Source organism: Longicatena caecimuris (genome assembly GCF_018406465.1).
Lineage (GTDB): Bacteria > Bacillota_I > Bacilli_A > Erysipelotrichales > Erysipelotrichaceae > Longicatena > Longicatena caecimuris.
The window spans coordinates 510521-533977 of the sequence record NZ_AP024510.1 but is presented as its reverse complement, the minus strand read 5'-3'; the positions used below and the strand labels follow the sequence as shown (position 1 = coordinate 533977).

Here is a 23457-nt window from a genome sequence, read left to right as displayed (position 1 = left end):
TAAGATTGATGCAAAAGAAAGATCCCGATACTTCGGAATCGAATGTGTTTATTAGATTTCTTTATGCAAATGATTCATACCTTCTTGTTTGGCAACTGCCTTGCCAAGTTTATACCTTTTAAGATTAATGCAAAAAAAAGATCCCGATACTTCGGAATCGAATGTGTTTATTGGTGGAGCTTATCGGGATCGAACCGATGACCCCCTGCGTGCAAGGCAGGTGCTCTCCCAGCTGAGCTAAAACCCCATGTATATTTAAATTCGATGGTGGGCCTGAATGGACTTGAACCAACGACCTCACCCTTATCAGGGGTGCGCTCTAACCACCTGAGCTACAGGCCCGTTTCCATCGAATGCCCATATATAATACCATGGGATATCTAATGTGTCAACAACTTTTTTTAAAAAAATAAAATTTTTTTGTTTTTTTTATAAAGTGTTAAAAAAGCCTATAACTAAAGGGTTTTTGACTACATAGAAGTATATCTTCTAACCGCAATTCTCCACATCATGAATAATTTTTTATATCTCATGTCTTGCATACCACATCTTATGGAAGTCTTTCAACATATTTGATGAGTTCTCCGTATTAGGTGGTATCATCCCCTACTAAGGTTATGCCATATTCTTCAGTTTCTCAGTGTCTTTAAATTTTGTATAGAAATGGGTCCTTCAACGCTGTTTAAAACAATATCCACTTTCTGAAAAACGTTAACCATATAATTTTACGTCTGGACATCTGCTCTTTATAAATTATGCGTAGCATGAATTCCATGTTACCCACATACTTTCCATAACAGCAACAAACCTACCAAAGTTGCTTTTCTTCTGTTCAAGAGTAGTGCCTTTTTTCTGTTAAAATCATTTCCATGTAAGAACCTTAAGAAAAGATTACAGTCTTAAAATTTAACATATGTTCTGTTTATTGCTTTTCATCGATTGCCCGCATATAATTATATTGTTAGACTTTGTTTTAAAGATAAAAAGGAATGAAACTATATGTCTTGTCCTAGCAGCAAAAAAACTGTTGATGTCTGATGGAAATCAAACAGATAAGTAAAATTGCTAGATTGTCCAATGAATTTATTAGTAAATGTATTATAATCACCAAACCAACAGTTGAATTTAGCATACTCAACCAATAGTTCGTGTTATAAAATAGAAAACACGTGTATTGTAATGGTGAAAGGAGAACGCTCAATGGATCAAATAAAAACAGGTAAGTTTATTGCGAGATGCCGCAAAGAGAAAAAATTAACACAAGCGCAACTCGCAGAAAGACTAAGCATTACAGACAGAGCTGTGTCCAAGTGGGAAACCGGTAAAAGTATGCCAGATTCATCTATTATGTTAGAACTCTGCAAATTACTTGGAATTACAGTAAATGAGTTATTGAGTGGAGAAAAAGTTACTATGGATAGTTTAGAAAGAAAAGCAGATGAAAATTTAATTGCTTTAAAAAGAAAGGACGAAAACAACATAGCAAAGAATGTCGTTATTTCAACACTATTTACAATAACACTTTTGATTGGAATGATGGTATGTGTTATTTGTGATATTACCATAACCGGTAATCTATCATGGTCCCTTATTTCCATGACTTCTATTGTGTTTGTATGGGTTATATCTTTTCCAAGCATTATGTTTGGCAAAAAGGGTATCGTAAAGAGCTTAATATCACTTAGCGTTTCAATCATACCGTACCTATATTTGCTTAGCCGAATTTTAAAGGTGAAAGAGTTGTTCCCACTTGGAACAGCGATATCATTGATTATTCTTGTGTTTTTGTGGATAATGCTTGCGGTCATTTATCGTATCGGCAAAACAAGAAAATTAATTGCTCTTGGAACAATTACATTATTAGCTATACCATTAGTGGTTATTATCAATGTTTTACTTTTTAAAACAACAGAAACGCCTCTCTTTGATGTTTGGGATTTTATGGCAATCTTCCTATTGCTAATAATAGCGATTGCTTTATTTATCTATGACTATGTAGAGAAAAAAGGGTTGCTGAAAAGTAAATCAAAAAGCGCTTAATAGATACGGCTGTTTTGAAATTATTATCAAAACAGCCGTTTCTTTTTATTATATATCAAATGAACAATATCGATAGGCATGCGCATTGATTTTACATATACGCATTCCTATTTTTTTGCTTCAATGTCCTAAACTTATCAGAATGATAGTTTGTTCTGTACTTGTTGCATAAGCAATGCTTTCGCACGCTTAAAATGCATGAATTGATAAGTAACTTTTCAAAAGGAAAAAGAATTATGCATAAAAAAACGTGATATAATGAGCACAAAAACAATGGTATTTTAAAGGAAGATGAATATGAAAAAAGAATTAAAACAAATCTTATTTATTTGTGTCTTTTTGATTGTTGGTTGTATAATTGGTTATTTCTTCGCAATCTATCAAATAAATCAATATAAAGATCCTACGTTTATGGCACTTTTAGCCAGTCATAATATGTCTTCTTCAGAGCCTATAGGACTAACGAAGAGTATTATCAATTTTGGTTGTCTTTTAGCAGGGATAGCTATTGGGGGTATTTTTTATAATAGTATTGCAAAAAAATGGTTAACCCCGATTGCTCCTAAAATTTTTATAGGATTTATTACATTTCCATTTTACACATTGGCTGGAATAATTGGGTTCATCCCATTTATTATTTATAAAAGTATTATTCTATTTAGAAGCGACACATGCTAATAGTTAAGTTTTCTCATTTATATCATTCCTACCTTTAAGTTTTTGTTTGCAATCCTGTCTTATAACTAATGCTATGTTAGTTAAATATTCTCATGTCGCTGTAATACCAAAGATTTTTTCCACTTTACACCATGCTTATAATAGTGAACTACAATAAAAAATCGAAATATTCTACGATACTATTGCATAAACATTGTGCTACTTTTTCTTGATAAGAAGGACTTTTTAAATTGCTGCGATCTTCTGGATTTGATAGGAAGCCACATTCAACTAAAGAACCGATTTTTTTCGCATTGTTTAACAAATAATAATCTCCTGGTTTAGCGCTCATCTTTGTTTGCGTTAATACTTTAAAATGCTTTTGGATGAGCTTAGCAAAGGTTTCAGAGACAGCATTCCCTTTTTGATAGAATGCCTGTGCTCCGTGTACACTGTTATTTGGATAGGAATTCAGATGCACACTTAAAAAAACATCGACCTTATCTGCATTGATGATCTCCATACGTTTCTTCATGTCTTCCCGTTTGCGATTACTCGCGTTAGCACTAGCCAAGTCATATTTTCCATCTCTTGTTAAAATAACTTCTGCGCCTTTTGTTTGTAACTGTTTTTGAAGTTTTTTTACGATACTTAAATTGATATCTTGTTCTTTTTCATTTTCACAGCGTGCCCCATCATCCTTGCCCCCATGACCGGCATCCAAGACAACGACCACGCCATCTAATACTTTCCTATCTTTTTCTGCTTCTACATTTACAAGATGTGTATGAAATACCGATGTGATCAGTAAGGTCAATATCAGACCTAGTCCCAAAAACATTTTTCTTTTTTTCATTCTCTCACCAATACAGTGTATGAGGTCAAGGCTAGAAAAAGAGCTGTTCCAGTAAAATTAATAATTTTCCACACCTTATTCGTTTTTTTAACCTTTTAAAAGAAAAGTATTGCTAAAAATTCACATAAAAATAAAAATAGCGGTATAATAAATAAAGATTATATGGGAGGTAAAGATGCTATGATGAATCAGCATTTCACCTATCAGGATGTTTTAAATCATTCAAAAGACTTTGTTCATGCATTGATGAATCGCGATATCATCATGTTTCAATATTTATTAGATGATGATTTTGTCTGGATTGGTGATTATACGAACCAATATATCAGTGGTAAAGAAGCCTTTATCCATGTATTAAAAAACGTTGAAGTTAGCGGACAGCTGCATATATCTCATGAAGAATACACCCTGTTGACACAAGAAGAAAAAACATGGGTCGTGTATGGAAGATTTTGCGCGACCGCAACATTGCCGACAACCAAAGTGATTTCAACTATCATTCATTTTACTTTTATCTGGCAATTAAACAAGCAACAAAAATTGCATCTCATCCACGCACAGGCATGTCATGTAAACACGCCGGCTTCCAACAATGAGCAAAAAAAGAAGCTGTATTTTTATAAAAACGGTACCAGCGCACACGAAGATACCATACGATTAGAGAACCCTATGAATAAGATTCGCATCAAGGACATGCATCATCAACTACATTTCTTGTCTCCAATGGAAATTCTTTATATTGTATCGAATAATAAGTTATGTACCATTTATACAGCAGAGGAATCCTTTGTGACAAGGATGACCTTACGTGAATTTGATCATCCTCTATTCTTACGAATTCATCGCAGTTATTTAGTAAATCGCCACTATATTAAACAGATACATCGCTATTGTGCAACTTTAAGTAATGGTACGAAGCTGCCTATTGGCAAACAACGCTATATGGAACTGCAAATGCAGTTATGGAAAGAAAATTAAAAAAGGGAAGATTGAAATTGCCCCATTTCATTTGGATATCCAAACTTTGGAGTTTCTTTCAGATTCCCTTTTTTTGTACTATTACAGTCCTGCTTTTTCAGTAATAAAACTCATCCATTTATCACGTTTCATCATGGAAATTTTATCGGTCGTTATCTTTCCGGTTTCCATATCTTCATGAGTAATGGAAATACCGATTGGCATAAAGCCCTGTGAGCATTTTTCCAATTCTTTAATATTTTTATACGGAATTACGATATCAGCATTTAATAGTCCTGTCACAATAATCAAGCGTTCTTCTGTAAAATATGCCCATCCTTGTTTCCATTTGCCCATTTTGCCAATTAAGCGTTCCACATAACTTGCTTGTAAAAAATCAATTAAGGTATCCTGTTCATCCATCAATTTGGCTTCTACAAGCTTTGCTTTTTGTTTTTCTAATTTTGCGTCGTTCATAGGTTCTCCTTTCCAAATCTTCTGAATATAGTTTTGCGGTTATAGTATACCATAAGAATTATACATTTTCTTGTAAGATATTACTTTTTTTACTTAACGCATGTGTGCATTTAGATACGGAAGATGCTACGTAAACGGTGCTGAATTTCATAACAGCAAATTAGATTATTGCGTAAATAATATTTTTTAGGAATCATATGTAAAAAGTAACTGTCAACACCCATTATAAGGAAATACATAGATATAAAGATAAAGACAGTTAATAAAAAACCAATCCTTTTCTAAATTTGCCTATTTTATAAGTTACTTTTTATGATAGGAAATATTAAGATAGAATTCTTTGCTTTTATAAGGGCAAATGCAAAAAAGTCATAAAAAAATGCAAGAGATCTCAATTTTTTTATTTTTTACACACATAAGAAAGGAGAGCTCTTGCATCTTCAGTATAGCGTAAATGTGAAAATTCGTCCATATTCTTTGGAAACTTCATGAAAAAACTTGTGTTCTTTTGAGGAATCTATGGGTTTCATGGATAAATGACCACGATGTGTATCCCTATTTGCATACGTTGTAATGGAGGTGGTTGATTTGCCACAAGGATATTTACGTATAGAAGTCTATAATGAACAATCCCTGCCAGTCAGCAATGCGACTGTCACCATTTTTAATGGTAATCTTATGGTACGACAAGTCGTATGTGAGAAAACAGATGCAATGGGGCGATGTAAAGAAATTGCGTTAGAAGCGCCACATCCTTCCTTATCCCAACAAAGTACCACAGCAAGACGTCCCTATTCCACATACAGTGTTGAAGTAAGTCATGTGGAATATGATACTGAAGTCGTGCACAATGTACAGATCTTTGCGGATATTGGATCAACGCTTACCGTGATTTTAAGAGAAAAGAAAGGAGAAACGCCAGGGCGTAATGAGAATGATTTAGGCGAACATAAATTATTTACTGGCACAGGAAGAACGTATGCTTGAGGAAATCATCATACCCAGAACAATTACAGTACATCTGGGCAGACCGAATACGGCAGCTGAAAATCTGACGGTAGATTTTGTATATTATTTGAAAAATGTCGCATCCTCAGAAATCTATCCGACCTGGCCATATGAGGCCTTGCGAGCTAACATCTGGGCACAGATGTCACTGGTGTTGAATCGTGTATATACAGAATGGTATCGTGGTCGTGGCTATCCCTTTGATATCACCAATTCAACAGCTTATGATCAGGCTTTTGTGAAAGGACGTAATATTTATGACAGTGTCGCAGCTGTTGTTGATGAAGTTATTGGTCAATTCCTGCAAAAGCCATATTTCCGTGAACCTTATTATGCAGAATATTGTGATGGTAAGATTGCTCAATGCCCTGGCATGAAACAATGGGGTACACTTGATTTAGCAAATCGCGGCTTTGATTCTACGCGCATTATTCGTTATTACTATGGCGATACGATGCAATTTCGCGAAACGGATAATGTACAATATATCACACCCTCCTATCCCGGTTATGCGCTAAGAAGAGGCTCTCAAGGACAAAATGTCTTCATCATACAGGAACTGTTGAATGGCATCGCTGTCAATTATCCAAATATTCCCCTTATCTATCCACCGGATGGTATCTTTGGAGAAGTAACAGAACGCGCTGTCAGAACTTTCCAACAACAATTCAATTTGAGTGTAGATGGTATTGTCGGTCAGACAACATGGAATCAGATATCTCGTATTTATGTGGCTGTAAGAAAATTAGCTGAATTAGGCAGTCTTGGCAGACCACAGGGTTATTTTACCGGTTTATGGACAGGCCGCGTATTGCGGCGGGGAGATGTCGGTATTGAGGTGCAGCAACTACAGTATTTCTTATCTGTCATTGCCCAAACTTATACCAATATCCCCCCTGTTGATATCGATAGTCGTTTTGGGGCCGGATTGGAGCGATCCGTGCGAGCTTTCCAAAGAGAATTTGGATTAGCACAAGATGGTCTTGTCGGACAAGTAACTTGGAATACCATTTATGAAACGTATATTGCATTAACCCAATAATCGATTTTTTGTCGATATCCGTAGGAAAGGGGTTTGTCTCATCTATGTTCATAAAGTGTATACACCTTTATAAACAAAAAAGAAGGTTCTAGTTAAAAGAATCTTCTTACATAGCACTACATTATTAGCATCCCCTGCACATAGAATATACTTTACAAATAAGATAATAATTGTTTCACAAAAGCTGTTTTAGGATGCTGACGAATGTGTTGTGCGGTATCGAATTGTTCGACACATCCATCTTTCATCACCATGACGCGCTCTCCTAAATATAAAGCTTCTTTGATATCATGCGTCACAAATACCAGAGTGAAAGGATCGACAGCATGTATTCTTAACAACTCTTCTTGCAAGGTATGTCGGGTTATTTCATCTACGGCGCCAAAAGCTTCATCCATCAAAACAACCTTAGGATCTGCCGCTAATGCTCTAGCAATGCCAACACGCTGTTTCTGTCCACCACTTAATTCATCAGGATAACGTGTTAATAAAGTAGCATCCAAATCAACTATATGCAGTAATTCTTCCACACGCTGCTGCATGCGTATGGCATCCCATTTCTTTAAACGTAATACATAAGTAATATTGTCATAAATCGTCATATGCGGAAATAGGCCAATGCTTTGAATGACATAACCGATACTTTGACGTAAGAGGTTGGCATCCATGGTACTGATATCAATGCCATCGATTTGAATACTGCCTTCATCCGGCAGAATAAGAGCGTTTAACAGCTTAAGTAATGTTGTTTTACCACTGCCACTGCCACCGATGATACTGATGCGTTCATGAGGTTGTATCGTAAAGGAAACATCATGCAATACGATTGTCTCTCCATAGGCTTTTTTCACATGGTTACAAATGATTTCACTCATGGTTCTTCACCTCCAACAGACCTTTTTTTATGAGAAAGGCGCGTGCAACATCCGCCTCATTCTTTTTCTGGGTTTCTACTTCATGATTCATTGCGGCCATTTCTTTTTCACTGATCAGATTATTCATCAGCATCAGCACTTGGCGTAATTCAGGATATTTTTTTAAGGTATCCTGACGAATGATTGTTCCTGCATAATAAGTTTGGAAAAAATGTTTATCATCCTGTAGCAATACGATATTAGGACTACTTAAACGCCCATCTGTCGTAAAGGCAATAATGGCATCCGTCTCGCCATTTTCTAAGGCATCATATTTTAAGCCGATATCAAGATCCCTCGTCTTTTTAAAGTGAAATCCATAAGCCATCGTTAATGCATCATAGCCATCCTCACGCTCATAGAAATCATATTCCCCGCCAAAAGAGAGTTTATGTGAGACAGCCGCCAAATCAGAATACGTTTTTAAATGGTACGTATCTGCCAATTTTTTAGTTACTGCGATTCCATACGTATTATTGAAGCCATATAAACCTACCCATTCCATATGATAGTTTTTTTGATATTGCTGATTGAGTTCTTTGAATAAGGTAGCATCATCCGGCAGTTCTTTTTCTTTTAAGACAAAGCTCCATGAGGTTCCTGTATATTCCGGATACAAGTCAAAATCTCCTTTGACCATTGCCGGATGGATGTTGCTAGTACCGCCGCCGACACCTTTTGTGATTACTACAGAAATTCCAGTACGATCTTCAATAAGCTGTTTCAGCATTTCCCCGATAATAAATTCTTCGCTCATCGGTTTCGTTGCCAGATGAAGCACTTCTTTTTTATGTGGTGTATAAAAGAGGCCAGCGCTAAGCGCGATGAAAACAGCCAAAATACTTAGCATAACACGATGCTTCGTTTTTTGTGTATGCCGGCGATTGCGCAAAAAGCGTTCCATACAGCCGATCAAAATATCACAAAGAAAGGCTAGTAGAGCAACCGCCAGACTACCGGCAATCGTCATCGTCATATTGTTCGTAGTAATTCCACGATAAATCGCAACACCGAGTCCTCCAGCTCCGATAAAGGATGCAATACCGGCCAAGGCAATTGTCATAACGGTCATATTTTTAAAACCCGATAACATAACCGGCATTGCTAAGGGCAGTTTAATCTGAAATAGAATCTGTTTTCGTGTACTGCCCATTCCTCGGGCAGCTTCTATGATATCTGCATCTACATTTTCCAAGCCGGTAAAGGTAGCGCGTATAATCGGCAATAAAGCATAAATAGTCAAAGCGATGATAGCACTTTTATTGCCGATACCACTAAAGGGAATGAGAAAGCCCAACATAGAAATTGAGGGAATTGTATAAAGAAAGCTGACAAGTCCCAAAACAATGGGGGATAAACGTTTCTTTTCATGAATAAAAATGCCAAGAGATACACCAATCATCGTTGCGGCGATGATAGCAATAACGGCAATCTGCAAATGTTCAATAATCAATGGAACAATAAAATCGTAGCGGGTTCGGTAAAATTCCCATAAGCTTTCAATCATACCTTTTCTCTCCTTCGTTAAGAAAGAGGCATTGTCAGAGCAGATAATCCATAAAATACAGATCTATACGTTGTCCTAATGGATTTCTTCTGTAAGAATGCTCTCTTGTTTTTTGTGTCATCAGGTGGTTTCACCTGTTTGTCTAGGACTTTTAGAAGTATCGTTTCTTCCTTAAGTTTTTAAACAGCATGTTCTTGTTCATTTAAATAATCTTCAATATATTTGGAACAGGTTGCGCCATCACTGGCTGCAGTGATAATCTGTCGAAGAGCCTTGCTACGTACATCACCGATGGCAAAGACACCTTCCACATTGGTTCGTGTGGATTCATCTGCAAGGATATATCCATTGTTATCAAAAGTCAGCTGTGCTTTGAATAGCTGTGCATCCGGGACACGTCCGATTGCCACAAAGATACCATCGCAGGAAAGCTCTTGTATCTCATGTGTAAGTAAATTTTCAATTTTCGCTCCGGTGACTTTTTTATCAGCGATAATATCAACGACTCGACTATCCCATAGGAAAGCAATCTTACTGTTTGCCAACTGTTTCTCATAAATCCGCGATGCTCTTAACTCATGACGGCGATGAATCAAGGTTACACGATGACAGATTTTGGATAAAAACAGAGCATCTGCAATGGCGGAGTTGCCACCACCGACAACGAGTACATCTTTCCCTTTATAAAGCATCCCATCACAAGTTGCACAATAAGCAATTCCTTTTCCACGCAGTTGTGCTTCTTTTGCCAATCCTAATTCTCTTGGATGAGCACCGGTAGCAATCACAACTGTTTTCCCATAGTAGTCAGCTTCTTCTCCGTGAATGATTTTTGGATTGTTTTTCAATTCAACCTGAATCACGGTATCATAAACTGTTTCCGCCCCAAACTTTTCGGCACCTTCCTGCATCTTTTCCGCCAGTTCAAAGCCATCAATACCATCGGTAAAACCAGGATAATTTTCCACAATGCCTGTAGTAGCCATCTGCCCTCCGGCTGATAATTTTTCAATAACTAAAACGCTTCGGGCATTTCGAGCAGCATATAGAGCAGCACTATAACCGGCAGGACCACCGCCGATAATGATAACATCATAAAGTTTCATATTGCTTTCCTTTCTTAAGCAATTAGCTTATGTTCTTTCAAAAAGGCCAGTACTTCATGTTTTGATTGTGGAGCTATCAAAGCATCTTGCGCCTTTCCATGATGTAAGAGAGCAAGTGTCGGTATGGTTTCAATGCCATAGGCTTCTGCCAATGTTTCAAATTCATCAATATTGATTTGTAAAATATCAAATGCTTCTGCATGTTCTTTAGCCACTTGTTTTAAAACAGGTGCTAAGCGTTTGCAATAGCCACACCATGGTGCCCAAAATTCGACAACTACTGTTTCACGTTCCTTAACTTCGTTAACGTTCTCGTTGGTGATTGTAATGAAACTCATATTGCTTTCCTCCTGGATCATATTAGATCTTATTGTTATTTGGATGTTAATGCGTAAATTGTGAATCATAAATTAAAACGTATTCTCTAAATAGGCAGCTTCTATGTTTTGATACAATTTTGCTTCTTCTTCACTTAAGAACAAGGTGTGATGCAACTGTGAAGAGTGTAGGACATGTGGCCCTGCGCATGCCCCATAGCCTTCGATATGAAAGGTATATGCTTGTTCATCACCTTGGATATGTACGGCTTTCCCCTGCATCAGATAACCTTGTACATAAAAATAAATAGTCGTTCCTTCTTTTAACATAAACTTCTCTTTTGCATGGCAGTTAACCATACAAGTTCTTCAACCAATTCTTCCATTTGTTGAAGAATTTCAACTTCACATATGCCATAACGCTCGGCCAAGGGCAACAGACGATTCGTTGCGACGTAGGTATGCTGATCTTCTTCCCAAATCGCAATTTTTAAAGGCAATTCTAATGCTATGGCTGCATTCTCCAGCATAAGCTTTGTCCCTATGCTGGGATTACCAAATACAATAACAATCGTTTCGGGCATTTCCATACCAACTGTTTTTGCGTTTTCCCCATGGTCGTAAACAGCAAATATAGGTATCTTTCTCTTCTTTAACACTTCTTTTAAGAAGTGTGCACATGTCTTTACAGAACATTCACTCTTCTTTACAAAGAGCTTTGCTTTATCTTCTTTCATTGGTATTCTCCTTTAACGCATACAACTGTTCCAGTTCCTTTACGACATCACAAATGGATATGGCTTTTAACTTCTCATAGCAGGTAGCTTCCATTGTTTCATATAGATCATCCATAACCTGTGCCATACCACTCGATACGATACATTTTAAATGCGCATTCCCACTGCGCCAGTTACTGTGAAAAATACGCATCTGTAAAGCATCATAGATTTGGCTTAAGGTCACTGTTTCATTTTGAATAGAAAAAGAATACCCTCCGCTTAATCCTTGCTTGGTATCAATAAGACCATAGGCTTTCAGCTTGGCCATCACTTTTCTGACCCTGACCGGATTCACACAAATATTTTCGGCCAGCTCTTCACTAGATATCAAACGCGGATGCTTTCTCAGATAAGCCATTGCATGAACAGCAATGATAAACTCACTTGGCATTCTCTCACCTCCAATTGTAACTTTTTATATTACACTTATAGGATAAACCGCTTTTCCCTATCCGTCAAATAAGAAGCCCTCTTCTTTTCATTGTAAAAAGAAAAGCATAAAAAAAACAGGAACATGTTAATTCCTGTTACGCTTTTTTGATAATGCATAAAACGATAGAAATCATTTATCATCCATCGATGTGTCTTCTTTATAATCTTTTACAATAGCTTTCCAACAATCCGCATTTGCGATGCCCAAACGCTCAGGATCAAAAACAGGATCTTTCCCCTGTTTTTTCTGTGCGCTATAATCTTTTAAACAGGTAATTGCAATCTTGCCCAGCAATAGGATGGCAATGATATTTACGATTGCCATAAAGCCCATAAGCACATCTGCTAGATCCCATATGGTCGAGAAACTAGCCTGTGCTCCAAAGAAGATCACAACAATCGCCAATATTCGAAAGATACATAAAGAACGCTTTGTATCCAAAATGAATTTCAAATTGCTTTCTGCATAGCAGTAATTCCCAATTAGAGAAGAGAAAGCGAATAAGAAAATCGAAATGGTGATAAAGTGGATTCCTGCCTGTCCGACTTCAGCAGATATCGCCTGCTGTACATAAGGCATTCCGGTCAAATTAGCATCACTACCATAATTCAACAGCATAAATGCGGTTGTCGTACATATAAGAATCGTATCAATAAAAACCGAAATTGTCTGCACTAGACCTTGCTTCACCGGATGTGATACATCTGCACTCGCGCCGGCATTTGGTGCTGATCCCATTCCTGCCTCATTAGAAAATAATCCTCTTTTGATACCATACATCACACAAGAACCGGCAAAACCACCCATGATAGCTTTCAGATCAAAGGCCTGTTCCATGATCATGCCAAAAATGGCAGGTAATTTCTGCACATTTGCCAAGGTGATATAAAGTCCCAATATGATATACAACAACGCCATAATCGGCACTACTGTAGAAGAGATGATACCGATACGATGAACACCGCCAAAAATAACCGCTGCTGTAGCGATAGCCAAAATAAGACCAATCACGACGGCTACTAGTTCTTGATCTTCAAAATAATACGATACGGCACTGCTCACATTATATGCCTGTAAAGGATTAAATCCGAAAATGAAACAGGCAATTAACAGTAAAGAAAAAACAACTCCCAGCCAGCGCTTGCCTAAAGCTTTCGCTATGTAATAAGCCGGACCGCCGCGATACTGTTCACCATCTTGTTCCTTATATACCTGTGCTAAGGTCGATTCCACAAAAGCACTCGCCCCACCTATCAAAGCCGTTACCCACATCCAAAAGATAGAGCCTGCGCCTCCAGCTGCTAACGCGGTAGCCACACCAGCGATATTGCCGGTACCGACACGCGATGCTGTTGAAATCATCAAGGCCTGAAAGGAAGATACCCCATCCTCTGTATGTGCTTTTTCCATCAATAAAGAAATGCCTTCTTTCAACAAGCGAAATTGCACGAACCGTGTCCGTATCGTGAAATATATTCCTGTACCAATCAATAACGCAAGTAAGATATTGCTATATAAAAATTCATTTACATTTGCCAGTACCATTTGTATTGTCAATGTGTTCACTCCTTCTTTTTGCTTTTGCATCCCATACCCTTTACGGCCATAAAAAAAGTGTGTTCATTTATCGCACGATTGGGTGTGTTTCGCACAGCCGTCTCATTATAACATACTTTTTTTCTACCGCCAAATGATTACTGATACACTCCTATAGTTAGATTGTCGAATACTTTCATGCTTATACCTAAAGCCCTATTGTTTTTTTCTATGAAAAGATAACTTATGGTATAATACGAAACAGTGAAGGAGTATTTGTCTATGTCTGTATATCTGATTCCCATTACTGCTGCAATGCTTATCTTTCCTTTTTTAGCAGCTCTTTTTACGATTCCCTATATCATCGTACAATACCGCCGTTATGGCAGTATCCTCTTTTTGCGTGTCTTGATTATCTATTCTTTTATCTTTTATCTACTTTGTGCGTATTTCTTAGTAAGCCTTCCTTTACCACCTATTGAAGAAGTACAGCATTACACCAAACCAATCATGCAGCTGATTCCTTTTAAATCCTTAATGGAATTTACAACATCAACCTCACTCGTCTGGAATGATCCCGCCACTTACTTAACTGCCTTTAATGAGCCTAGCTTATACTTAATCATCTTTAATGTTTTATTAACCGTTCCTTTCGGTGTATATCTGCGTTACTATTTTCAATATAGTTGGAAGAAAACGCTGCTTGGCAGTTTTATGTTATCCTTATCCTTTGAATGTCTGCAGCTAAGTGCACTATTTGGTATTTATCCACGTCCTTATCGTTTATTTGATGTGGATGATCTTATCACGAATAGTTTTGGCGGTATGTGTGGCTATGTTTTAACACCTATCTTTGTCCATTTCTTACCAACACGTTCAAAGTTAGATGAAGAAGCCTTCCAAAAAGGACAGCAGGTTACCTCAATGCGTAGAGTCGTTGCCTTCTTCAGCGATGTTCTATTTATCCTTATTGCTTCTTTTCTGCTTTATTATGTATGTACAAAATACTTTACGATTACAACTTTCCTTCAAACACTCCTTGTTTTTTATGGCTGTCTTGTGTGTTCTGTTACCCTACTATTGTTTATTTTGCCTATTTTTACCAAAGGCTGGACCTTCGGTAAGGCCTTAGTGAAGATAAAATTGGTGAATGAGGAAGATGAACGACCAAAATGGTATCAATATTTTCTACATTTCTTTCCTCTGTATCTATTTATATTGCCAATACCATTAATGTTATTGATGCTGTTTGATATTTATTTTTCCATACCTTCCACCTATCAGATTTGCATATTGGCATTGGCTGTGCTGCTATGCGCATTCTATTTGGTTTCCCTAAAAACAGGCATTCATATGCTCTTTCATCATAATAAAACAGCCTATTTTGAACGCCTTGTGAAATTAAAAAATCACTCTATGATTCAAGTTACTACAAAAGCCGCTGTGCAAGAAACTAAGATAGAGACCGCAAACACAGAAGAAGTTGCTGAAGAAAACATAGAAAACACACTATAATCAAATTCGTTAGAAAAAAGCAGATAACTGCTTTTTTCTATATTTGATCAATATGAAAAGACAAGGGTAAAAGCCATGTCATCATCTTTTATCTGCGCATAGATCTTACCACCCATCTTATGCATGAAATAGATAAACCTAACCACAACCTAGTTTGTTGGTTAGCACCATGAGCAAAGCTATCGAACTTGTGGTGTCTAAATATAATGCTAAAAGTATGATGAATCTTTTGATACTACCGGAAGAAACTTTATGTTTCGCAAAAAAAAGTCACATATGCATGCAACTCTTAGCTTTCTATGATCTTACAGACATCAACCCATGTAGCGTTTCCAATTAATTCAGCGAGTTCTTCACAGGTTAAACGAATGGCTGAATTAGCACTGCCACATGCTGGATAGACATGCGCAAAACGTTTTAATGATACATCTAAATACACCTTGGTATCCTGTGGTATTGCAAAAGGACAGACACCGCCAATCGCATGATTGGTATATTTCTCCACATCCTCTCCTCGCAACATTTTAGCTTTTACTCCAAAACATTCCTTAAACTTATGATTATCGACCTTTGTATCGCCTGCACATACCACGATGAGTGCTCCATCACTCCCCATAAAAGACATTGATTTTGCGATATGAGCAGGTTCTGTGCCTAACGCAGCAGCTGCTAATTCCACCGTTGCACTTGATGTATCCAGTTCAATGATATCCTGTTCTCTTCCATAAGTTTTTAAATATTCGCGTACAAGTTCAATTGCCATTTTGCTATCCTCCTTAATATTCCACACCTTTACGTGGTGCCTGCTGTTTTTGATAGGGATGCTTCTCCAGCTTCATCTGGGTTATATAATCCCCACATGCGAGAATGTTCTTTGATGGATTGCGCCCCGTTAGTATAATTTCACGCGCTTTGTTTGCGTTCAGAAAGGCAAGCATTTCAATTTCCTGAAGAATCCCCAACTGCAATGCATCCAAAGCTTCATCCAGAAGAATGCAAGCATATTGTGCAGCTGTTTGTTCCGCCGTTTCAAACAAGGCATGCTGAGATAAGGCCGTTGTTACGCGCATTTCCTGCCCCATCTGATAGTAAAACAATTTTGGCATAGGAGAATACAAGCAGGTCACAAGTGGCTGCTGTTTGAGAAAGGATATTTCCCCACTCTTGCCATCCTTAAGAAACTGTACAACAAGCACTTTTTGTGCATGACCCAGCTCGCGCATCACCAAGCCCAAAGCGGCTGTTGTTTTTCCTTTACCATCCCCATGATAAATATGCAGCATGCTGCAACACCTACTTTCTGTTTGTGTATTAGTATAGCACAGAGTTGGCTATCTGTCTTTGAAGATTCAGATATTACTGAATATTTTTACATTTTATAATAATAAATGTAAGCGCAATGCATTTATTTGCAAATATTTTCATGAAAATGTTGATTTTACATACAAAAGAAGGTATCATCATAACTATAATATGGAAAAGAAAAGAGGAGAAACAATGAAAAAATTAATGGGAATTCTCGCTGTCTGTCTGCTCATCAGTGGATGTGGCACAAAAAACGAGGAAGCAAAACCAGAAACCGCCAAAACGTACAAAATAGGTATCGTTCAACACATGACACACCCGGCTTTGGATAGTGCCAAAGAAGGTTTTACGAAATATCTCAAGGGTAAAGGCATTGAAGTTGAATTCGTTGAAAAGAATGCCCTAGGTGATACAGCCACAAACGATATTATCACAAAACAATTCGTCTCTGATGATGTCGATTTGATTTATGCCATTGCGACACCTTCTGCATTAGCTGCGGCGAATGCAACCGTAGGCAAAGACACACCGGTAGTTTTTAATGCGGTAACGGATGCCGTAGATGCCAAGCTGGTAAAAAGCAATGAAGAACCGGGAGCGAATATTACTGGTGTATCAGATGCAGCACCTTTAGAAACACAAGTTAAACTCATTCGCACCTTCTTACCAAAAGCTAAAAAAATTGGTATGATCTATAATATTGGTGAGCCAAATGGTAAGTTACAGGTAGAACAAGTTGAAAAAATGGCACCTGATTACGGCTTTACCGTAGTAAAGAAAGGTATTTCTCAAGCTTCTGAAATTACAACAGCGGCACAACAGCTGGCAAGTAGCTGTGACTGCATTTATAACATTACAGATAACTCTGTCGTAGCTGCCACCGCAACCATTACGGATAAGGCAACAAATGCCAAAATTCCAGTATTTGCGGCAGAAGATGGACAAATGAAATCAGGTCTTTTGGCTAGTGATTCCATCAGCTATGAAAAACTAGGAGAACAGGCTGGTGCTATGGCTTATGATATTTTGGTAAATGGAAAAAAACCATCTGCTATCCCTGTTGAAACAGCGAAAGAAACCAAACTGATGATTAATAAAAAAGTTGCCGAAAAACTCCAAATCAACATTCCTGATGATTTGGCAAAACGTGCGACCTTCATTGAAGAATAAGGTGATGATATGGATTTCTTACTAGATGTAGTGGCACAAGGCCTTGCCTATGGCATATTGGCCATCGGTGTGTTACTGACCTATCAAGTATTGGATTATGCGGATTTGACGGTAGAAGGAAGCTTTCCCTTAGGCGCAGCAGTAGGAGCAATCTTTATTACCCAAGGATGGAATCCTTTTGTTGTCCTCATCGCTGCTTTCATTGCCGGGGTACTAGCTGGGTATGCGACCGGAATCCTCCATGTGAAATTTCGCATATCCTCCTTATTAAGCGGTATACTGGTCATGACTGCTTTATACTCTATCAACCTTATTGTCGCAGGTAATTCCAGTTTGATTCCTTTATTCTCTTATGATACGATATTTACCTATGGAAATGCAATTGCGGATATGGTGGGCGGCACCATGGGAGAATGGATCATGAAACTTTGGCCTGTAATCATTCTCCTTGTACTGGTCCTCCTTATGAAGCTGCTAATAGATTGGTTCTTACAAACCAAATATGGATTCTTAATGAGAATAGCCGGAGATAATCCACAATTGATTGCCACCTTAGGAAAAGATATCGGTTGGATCAAAATGAATGGACTGGCCTTAAGCAATGGGTATGCCGCCGTTTCCGGTGCTTTAATTTCACAGTTTCTGCGCTCCTTTACCGCAGATCTGGGTACTGGCATGATTGTCTTAGGCTTAGCCAGCGTCATCATGGGAATCACCTTATTTAAACGCTCCCGCTTCATTGGCTTTACCACCAGCGTTGTGCTTGGTGCCATCGTTTATCGTTTTGCCATTGCCGCTGCCTTAAATGCCGGATTTCCATCGACGTATCTGCGTTTGATCATGTCGATTATCTTCATCCTGGTATTGATTCTTGGCAATGGAGTGATGGCAAAATTCTTTCATCGCTCGATAAAAAATTGAGGTGACGATATGTTAAAATTAGAACACATAAAAAAGACCTTCAACAAAGGAAGTGCAAATGAGGTCGTTCTGTTTACAGATTTGAATGTTGCAATTGAAGATGGAGAATTTGTGACGATCATCGGTTCCAATGGCAGTGGTAAATCTACTTTCTTTAATATCATTAGTGGCAATATCCTGCAAGACAGTGGAAAAATCAGCTTTCAGAAGCAAGATATTTCCAAGGTTCCCGAACATAAACGCTCCCAATATATCGGACGTGTTTTTCAAGACCCGCAAAAAGGAACAGCACCTTCTTTAACCATCTTACAAAATATGGCGATGGCTTATAATAAAGGGAAAGCCTTTGGTTTAACAAAAGGTGTTGATCGTTCCTTAATCCCTTTATTTAAGGAAGAATTAACAAATATGCAATTAGGCTTAGAAGATAAGCTGGAAGTCTTAGTAGGCGCTTTATCCGGTGGGCAGCGCCAAGCTTTATCCTTATTAATGGCAACCTTAATTAAACCGGAAGTACTACTATTGGATGAGCATACGGCTGCACTTGATCCCAAAACAAGTGATTTGATCATTCATCTGACAGATAAAATCGTAAAAGAAAAGAAGATGACGACGATTATGATCACTCATAATCTAAAACATGCCATCACATATGGAGATCGTTTATTAATGTTCCATAAGGGAGATATCATATTAGACATTAAAGGTGAAGAAAAGAAAACCTTAACTGTTGAGAAATTGATAGAGAAATTTAACTCTTTAAATATGATTGATGCCCTAGATGATGAATTAGCATTCAGTGTCCAATAAAAATAAGAGTATTAGCATATAAAAAACGGCTGTTTTTAAAGTGAAAAGAACCCTTTCCTTTGGTTATTCAAAGAATTGGGTTTCCTTCACATAGCGACAGCCTTTTTCTATATGCAGTAAGGTTATCCTTACGGTTTTACTTTTAGAAAACCATCCTATATTCGTAAGCGTATAGCTAAGCCCCTATTTCACCGTCATATGCATGGTACTTCATTTATTCAGAAAGTATTAAGGTTTTAGAAAGAAAGCGTTACCTTTTTCGTAAGTATTCTTCGTTATACTTTAACTTAACGAAGGAGATGAAATTATGCGTAAGAAAACTTTAAAATACATGATTGTAGCGGTTGGAACTTTGCTCATTGCCACACGGCTATTCCAACAGAAAGCTCCTGCCTATGATAAGTGTGAAGTCATCCTTGATGCAGGGCATGGCGGACAGGACAGCGGTGCGGTGTATGGTGGATTCATGGAGAAAGATTTTAATCTTGAAATGGCACATGAAGTGCGCCGATGCTTAGAGCAAAAAGGAATTAAAGTTCATATGACACGCTATAAAGATGAAGCCTTAGGTGAAAATGAACTTAGCGATTTAAAGCGTCGGGTACAACTTGCCAATCATACTTCCTGCAAATACTTTGTTTCCTTGCACGCGAACGCCTCGAACAATCATCTGGCACATGGCTTTGAAATCTATACAAACAAAAAAGGAACTGCTTTAGCAAACGCTGTATCTGCTGCTCTAGCTACACAAAAAGACATCCGCAATAATGGTGTATTTGATGGTAATCGTTTGTATGTAGTACGCAATACCTTAATGAATTCCATCCTAATTGAAGTCGGTTATCTAGATCAAACAACAGATAAACAAATTCTAAATCATCCCGACAAACGAAAAGCTCTTGCCAAACTGATTGCTGAAGGCATTTTCCAAGAAATGAAGAATTGCGATTAGGCGAAACGATCTAACGCCATATAAAAAAAATACATAGCATAAAAAAAGGAGAAACGCTTCTCCTTAATCTCTATGCGGTGTATCTATGCGAGCAAAGAAGCTCAAGGCGTATAAACCACATACACCTACAACTGCATAGATGATTCTGGATAATACAGATCCTGTTCCAAACAAGGCATCTACCAGATTAAAATCTAAAAATCCAATAAGACCCCAGTTAACAGCTCCTACAATTACCAGAGAAAGAGCTATATAATTCAATGCTTTCATGTTTATTCAGCCTCCTTGTTCATAGTATGCTCAACACATCCCTTTTCATACATCATCAAATTGCGGTTATTTTGGCAATACCTTTTTCATAAATTTCTGTTATGATTAAGGCAGAAGATAAGAAAGCTGGTGTCATCATGCAAAAACTTGAGGCAAAGACAAGAATCCTCTTCACGGAAGGAACCGATCCACGCGTTTTACATGCCGCCCAAAAATTAATTGATAAAAACATGCTACACCCGATTGTTTATGGAAAACGGGATCGCATTAAAGAAGTAGCGAGTAAAGAACATTTAGATATCCGTAAACTGGAAATCCTTGATCCGGATGCGTTTGCCGATAAAGAACAGATGCTATTGCGAATGCTGGAACTGCGCAAAGGAAAAGCAGATCGCAAAATGGCAGAGGAATGGATACAAAAGGATACGTATTTTTGTACAATGTATGTAGAAATGGGGTATGCCGATGGCTTACTTGGCGGTTCTACCAATTCTACTGCAGATACCTTACGTCCCATTATGCAATTGGTAAAAACGAAGCCCGGTTGTAGTTTTATGTCCAGTTGTTTTCTAATGCTAAAAAAAGAACAGCGCCTAATTTTTGCAGATTGTTCCATGAATCGCAATCCCAATGTTGATCAATTGGTGGAAATCACATTGCAAAGTGCTGAAAGTGCAAAAGCTTTCGGCTTAACGCCAAAAGTGGCACTCCTATCCTATTCTAGTAAAGGAAGTGGCAGTGGTATTGATGTTGACCTGGTACGTGAAACCGCCATACGTCTTTCTCATATGCCCTTGGATTATATTGTCGATGGTGAGTTACAGGTAGATTGTGCATTAAACCCTCAAGTGGCAGAGCTAAAGGCACCTAACAGCCCCATCAAAGGAGAAGCCAATGTACTGATCTTTCCTGATTTGAATTCCGGCAATATCGGATATAAGCTTGTTGCTAATTTAGGAGGCTATGAGGCATTAGGACCTATTTTGCAAGGCGTTCGTTTGCCAATGAATGACTTATCCCGTTCTGCCAGCATAGATGAAATATATAAAATGGCAATCATTACCGCTATGCAAAAAGAACGTTGATGATTTCCCGAAAAATTATAATGAGCACTTGAAAGATAATAGAATTTCAAAACACGTTTTTATGCACTCTGCCAAGCTTGATCAAAATGCTGAAATAGCAACATTAATTATGCTTTCGATAAATCAGAGAATTATCGTCATGTTCATTGCGAAATGTTTAACTAAAAACATAAAAGAAAGCCAGACCAAAGTCTGACTTATCATAACCTGTGGACAATGTTATTCTCCCGAAGGACCGTTTTTAGGTTCCCTTTCATCAGGATAATACTTTAGATTGGCATTGGTCCACTGATTATTACCGGCATCCTTTTTGGCCGGTTTTTTATTTGTGGCTGGTTTTGCTTTCTGCTTTTTCATATTCTCACCTCAGTCGCTAGTAGCGTGGATGCTTATCGCTGATTCTATGTATATAGCTAACAAAAAAAATGACACAAAGCATAACCGTCAGAGCACAGACACAAAATATCCATTTCAATGCGATATAATCTGCCAAAGGTCCAAACACTACAGTGCCTAAAGGCAACGCACAGGCATTTATGATCTGTACGGCACCAAATACCCTACCTTGTAAGAAAGATTCTACATGCTCTTGCAGATACGTTTGATAAGACGTTTGAAAACAAGGCATACATATGCCTATCAGAAAATTAGCACCTAAATACACTGCAAAATTAACGGCCATTCCTAATACCAACATGAATGCACCATAAACAAAAGTTGAGTATAGCAGCATTGTAATATGCCTTTGGCGATGTCCCCAGATGCTCATCAAGACACCGCCAACAACAGCACCTAAGGCAAACAGCATTTCGCTGATAGAAAGAGCATATACGGTTCCATGAAAATTACGTGCAACCAATAACGGTGTCATAAAAGCAGCAGGTGATATAAATACCATAACAAAGAAGATAAAGAGCAGCAGCTTAGACAGCATGTCATGATGTCTTATATACTGCCATCCTTCTTTCATCATCTGCATCGTCTTTTTCTTGTTTGCGTTTAGCTTTTGTGAATCCACCCTTACCAACAGCATAATGCCATTGCCAATGAGGGCAGTTATCACATCAAGGAAAAAAGCTATTTCTAATGGCATAAGTGTTAACAGCAGCCCACTGATGATAGGAGATAAAAACATCATCAGCGAATTAATAACACTATATATACTATTTATCTGCAGTAAATGCTCCTGTGGCACTAGCTGTGGCAATAAAGCATTTACAGCCGGCATTTGGATACCACTTCCTGCAGAGCGGATAAGTAAAACAACATACAGCATCCACATTTCCTGATAGCCTGTTAAAAAAGCCATAGCGACGATCCATGTGGAAAACGCAATTATACCATCGCTCCACATAATCAAATTACGCCGCGAAAAACGATCTGCTAACACCCCTGCAAACATGGATATCAACATTTGCGGAACATAACCACAAATCGTAGCAACACTCATCATAACACCGGATTTGCTTTGCAGAGTAATTTGCCAGATGATTGCAAATTGAACGATACTGGATCCAAATAATGAAATTGTTTGGGCACTTAAAAATTTAATACTATTCTGTTTCCATAATTGCATAATCATACTCCCTTTTTATAAGATACAAAACATAAAGAAAAGACTTCGCCTTGTTAAAAAAATTCGCGTAAGTCTTTATCATGTGAAACAGCATATTATTTTTATATGACGAAAAAAACAAAGAACTTTGTTTATTGACCGATACTATCTATTTTTAAGACAACGGCTTCGCACAACACTGTTTTCACTGCGAAGCCCTCTGCTCTTCGATGCTTTTTGAATAC

General features: G+C 37.8%; 26 protein-coding genes and 2 tRNA genes. 11 read left to right on the top strand and 17 right to left on the bottom strand.

Going from position 1 to position 23457, the window contains the following annotated elements; all coding sequences use genetic code 11:
* Positions 1–171 precede the first annotated feature (171 nt).
* Positions 172–247, bottom strand: a tRNA-Ala gene (locus tag KJS44_RS02595).
* Positions 248–265: 18 nt separating this feature from the next.
* A tRNA-Ile gene (locus tag KJS44_RS02590) sits at positions 266–342 on the bottom strand.
* Positions 343–1200: 858 nt separating this feature from the next.
* Here KJS44_RS02590 and KJS44_RS02585 point away from each other — a divergent pair.
* Together KJS44_RS02585 and KJS44_RS02580 are read left to right on the top strand one after the other, a co-directional pair.
* On the top strand, positions 1201–2040 hold the full coding sequence (locus KJS44_RS02585; protein ID WP_008689963.1) for a helix-turn-helix domain-containing protein: 840 nt from the start codon (positions 1201–1203) through the stop codon (positions 2038–2040).
* 297 nt (positions 2041–2337) lie between these two features.
* Positions 2338–2718, top strand: coding sequence for a hypothetical protein (locus KJS44_RS02580; RefSeq protein ID WP_008689964.1), 381 nt, complete (start codon positions 2338–2340; stop codon positions 2716–2718).
* Positions 2719–2866: 148 nt separating this feature from the next.
* On the opposite strand, the gene KJS44_RS02575 is transcribed toward KJS44_RS02580, so the two are convergent.
* On the bottom strand, positions 2867–3553 hold the full coding sequence (locus KJS44_RS02575) for an N-acetylmuramoyl-L-alanine amidase (protein WP_017144549.1): 687 nt from the start codon (positions 3551–3553) through the stop codon (positions 2867–2869).
* Between the two features lie 180 nt (positions 3554–3733).
* Here KJS44_RS02575 and KJS44_RS02570 point away from each other — a divergent pair, with 180 nt between their 5' ends.
* A complete protein-coding gene (locus tag KJS44_RS02570; protein WP_008689966.1) occupies positions 3734–4531 on the top strand; it encodes a LytR/AlgR family response regulator transcription factor in 798 nt (265 codons plus the stop codon).
* Positions 4532–4612: 81 nt separating this feature from the next.
* Here the strand turns inward: KJS44_RS02570 and KJS44_RS02565 are convergent, their stop codons facing one another.
* Complete coding sequence (locus KJS44_RS02565) at positions 4613–4987, bottom strand: hypothetical protein (protein ID WP_008689967.1); 375 nt, start codon at positions 4985–4987, stop codon at positions 4613–4615.
* 588 nt (positions 4988–5575) lie between these two features.
* On the opposite strand from KJS44_RS02565, the gene KJS44_RS02560 reads away from it, so the two are divergent.
* On the top strand, positions 5576–5974 hold the full coding sequence (locus KJS44_RS02560; protein ID WP_008689968.1) for a carboxypeptidase regulatory-like domain-containing protein: 399 nt from the start codon (positions 5576–5578) through the stop codon (positions 5972–5974).
* The gene (locus KJS44_RS02555; RefSeq protein ID WP_008689969.1) at positions 5967–7037 is read left to right on the top strand and encodes a peptidoglycan-binding protein; all 1071 of its coding nucleotides are present in this window, start codon (positions 5967–5969) and stop codon (positions 7035–7037) included. The genes KJS44_RS02560 and KJS44_RS02555 overlap by 8 nt, the downstream gene beginning before the upstream one ends.
* Before the next feature lie 152 nt (positions 7038–7189).
* Here the strand turns inward: KJS44_RS02555 and KJS44_RS02550 are convergent, their stop codons facing one another.
* The 8 genes from KJS44_RS02550 to KJS44_RS02515 all read right to left on the bottom strand — a co-directional run bounded on the left by KJS44_RS02550 (position 7190) and on the right by KJS44_RS02515 (position 13680).
* Complete coding sequence (locus KJS44_RS02550) at positions 7190–7912, bottom strand: ATP-binding cassette domain-containing protein (protein WP_008689970.1); 723 nt, start codon at positions 7910–7912, stop codon at positions 7190–7192.
* Complete coding sequence (locus KJS44_RS02545; RefSeq protein WP_008689971.1) at positions 7905–9458, bottom strand: ABC transporter permease/substrate-binding protein; 1554 nt, start codon at positions 9456–9458, stop codon at positions 7905–7907. Before KJS44_RS02545 ends, KJS44_RS02550 begins: the two co-directional genes overlap by 8 nt.
* A 179-nt stretch (positions 9459–9637) precedes the next feature.
* A complete protein-coding gene (gene trxB, locus KJS44_RS02540) occupies positions 9638–10564 on the bottom strand; it encodes a thioredoxin-disulfide reductase (RefSeq protein WP_008689972.1) in 927 nt (308 codons plus the stop codon).
* A 14-nt stretch (positions 10565–10578) separates the two neighbouring features.
* Positions 10579–10902, bottom strand: a complete 324-nt coding sequence (locus KJS44_RS02535; RefSeq protein WP_008689973.1) for a thioredoxin family protein — start codon at positions 10900–10902, stop codon at positions 10579–10581.
* A gap of 72 nt (positions 10903–10974) precedes the next feature.
* Positions 10975–11211, bottom strand: coding sequence for a hypothetical protein (locus KJS44_RS02530; RefSeq protein WP_008689975.1), 237 nt, complete (start codon positions 11209–11211; stop codon positions 10975–10977).
* The gene (locus tag KJS44_RS02525; protein WP_008689977.1) at positions 11205–11618 is read right to left on the bottom strand and encodes a DUF302 domain-containing protein; all 414 of its coding nucleotides are present in this window, start codon (positions 11616–11618) and stop codon (positions 11205–11207) included. Before KJS44_RS02525 ends, KJS44_RS02530 begins: the two co-directional genes overlap by 7 nt.
* Complete coding sequence (locus KJS44_RS02520) at positions 11605–12051, bottom strand: RrF2 family transcriptional regulator (protein WP_008689978.1); 447 nt, start codon at positions 12049–12051, stop codon at positions 11605–11607. Before KJS44_RS02520 ends, KJS44_RS02525 begins: the two co-directional genes overlap by 14 nt.
* Before the next feature lie 171 nt (positions 12052–12222).
* The gene (locus KJS44_RS02515; protein WP_008689979.1) at positions 12223–13680 is read right to left on the bottom strand and encodes an alanine/glycine:cation symporter family protein; all 1458 of its coding nucleotides are present in this window, start codon (positions 13678–13680) and stop codon (positions 12223–12225) included.
* Positions 13681–13911: 231 nt separating this feature from the next.
* Here KJS44_RS02515 and KJS44_RS02510 point away from each other — a divergent pair, with 231 nt between their 5' ends.
* The gene (locus KJS44_RS02510; RefSeq protein WP_008689980.1) at positions 13912–15144 is read left to right on the top strand and encodes a VanZ family protein; all 1233 of its coding nucleotides are present in this window, start codon (positions 13912–13914) and stop codon (positions 15142–15144) included.
* 289 nt (positions 15145–15433) lie between these two features.
* On the opposite strand, the gene KJS44_RS02505 is transcribed toward KJS44_RS02510, so the two are convergent.
* Positions 15434–15907, bottom strand: coding sequence for a YbaK/EbsC family protein (locus tag KJS44_RS02505; protein WP_008689981.1), 474 nt, complete (start codon positions 15905–15907; stop codon positions 15434–15436).
* Positions 15908–15920: 13 nt separating this feature from the next.
* Positions 15921–16427 carry a cob(I)yrinic acid a,c-diamide adenosyltransferase gene (locus KJS44_RS02500; RefSeq protein WP_008689982.1) on the bottom strand — a complete coding sequence of 169 codons (507 nt, stop codon included), beginning with the start codon at positions 16425–16427 and terminating at the stop codon, positions 15921–15923.
* Between the two features lie 214 nt (positions 16428–16641).
* Between KJS44_RS02500 and KJS44_RS02495 the strand changes: the two genes are divergently transcribed.
* The 4 genes from KJS44_RS02495 to KJS44_RS02480 all read left to right on the top strand — a co-directional run bounded on the left by KJS44_RS02495 (position 16642) and on the right by KJS44_RS02480 (position 20302).
* The gene (locus tag KJS44_RS02495; protein ID WP_008689983.1) at positions 16642–17619 is read left to right on the top strand and encodes an ABC transporter substrate-binding protein; all 978 of its coding nucleotides are present in this window, start codon (positions 16642–16644) and stop codon (positions 17617–17619) included.
* 9 nt (positions 17620–17628) lie between these two features.
* On the top strand, positions 17629–18540 hold the full coding sequence (locus tag KJS44_RS02490; protein WP_008689984.1) for an ABC transporter permease: 912 nt from the start codon (positions 17629–17631) through the stop codon (positions 18538–18540).
* A 9-nt stretch (positions 18541–18549) separates the two neighbouring features.
* Positions 18550–19350 carry an ABC transporter ATP-binding protein gene (locus KJS44_RS02485; RefSeq protein WP_008689986.1) on the top strand — a complete coding sequence of 267 codons (801 nt, stop codon included), beginning with the start codon at positions 18550–18552 and terminating at the stop codon, positions 19348–19350.
* Between the two features lie 307 nt (positions 19351–19657).
* Positions 19658–20302, top strand: a complete 645-nt coding sequence (locus KJS44_RS02480) for an N-acetylmuramoyl-L-alanine amidase (protein ID WP_008689987.1) — start codon at positions 19658–19660, stop codon at positions 20300–20302.
* A gap of 63 nt (positions 20303–20365) precedes the next feature.
* On the opposite strand, the gene KJS44_RS02475 is transcribed toward KJS44_RS02480, so the two are convergent.
* Entirely contained in the window at positions 20366–20572 is a 207-nt protein-coding gene (locus tag KJS44_RS02475) for a DUF378 domain-containing protein (RefSeq protein WP_008689990.1), read from the bottom strand.
* A gap of 101 nt (positions 20573–20673) precedes the next feature.
* On the opposite strand from KJS44_RS02475, the gene pta reads away from it, so the two are divergent.
* On the top strand, positions 20674–21657 hold the full coding sequence (gene pta, locus KJS44_RS02470; protein ID WP_213540192.1) for a phosphate acetyltransferase: 984 nt from the start codon (positions 20674–20676) through the stop codon (positions 21655–21657).
* A 219-nt stretch (positions 21658–21876) separates the two neighbouring features.
* Here the strand turns inward: pta and KJS44_RS02465 are convergent, their stop codons facing one another.
* Entirely contained in the window at positions 21877–22014 is a 138-nt protein-coding gene (locus tag KJS44_RS02465) for a hypothetical protein (RefSeq protein ID WP_008689993.1), read from the bottom strand.
* A gap of 16 nt (positions 22015–22030) precedes the next feature.
* Positions 22031–23233 carry an MFS transporter gene (locus tag KJS44_RS02460; RefSeq protein ID WP_008689996.1) on the bottom strand — a complete coding sequence of 401 codons (1203 nt, stop codon included), beginning with the start codon at positions 23231–23233 and terminating at the stop codon, positions 22031–22033.
* Positions 23234–23457 lie beyond the last annotated feature (224 nt).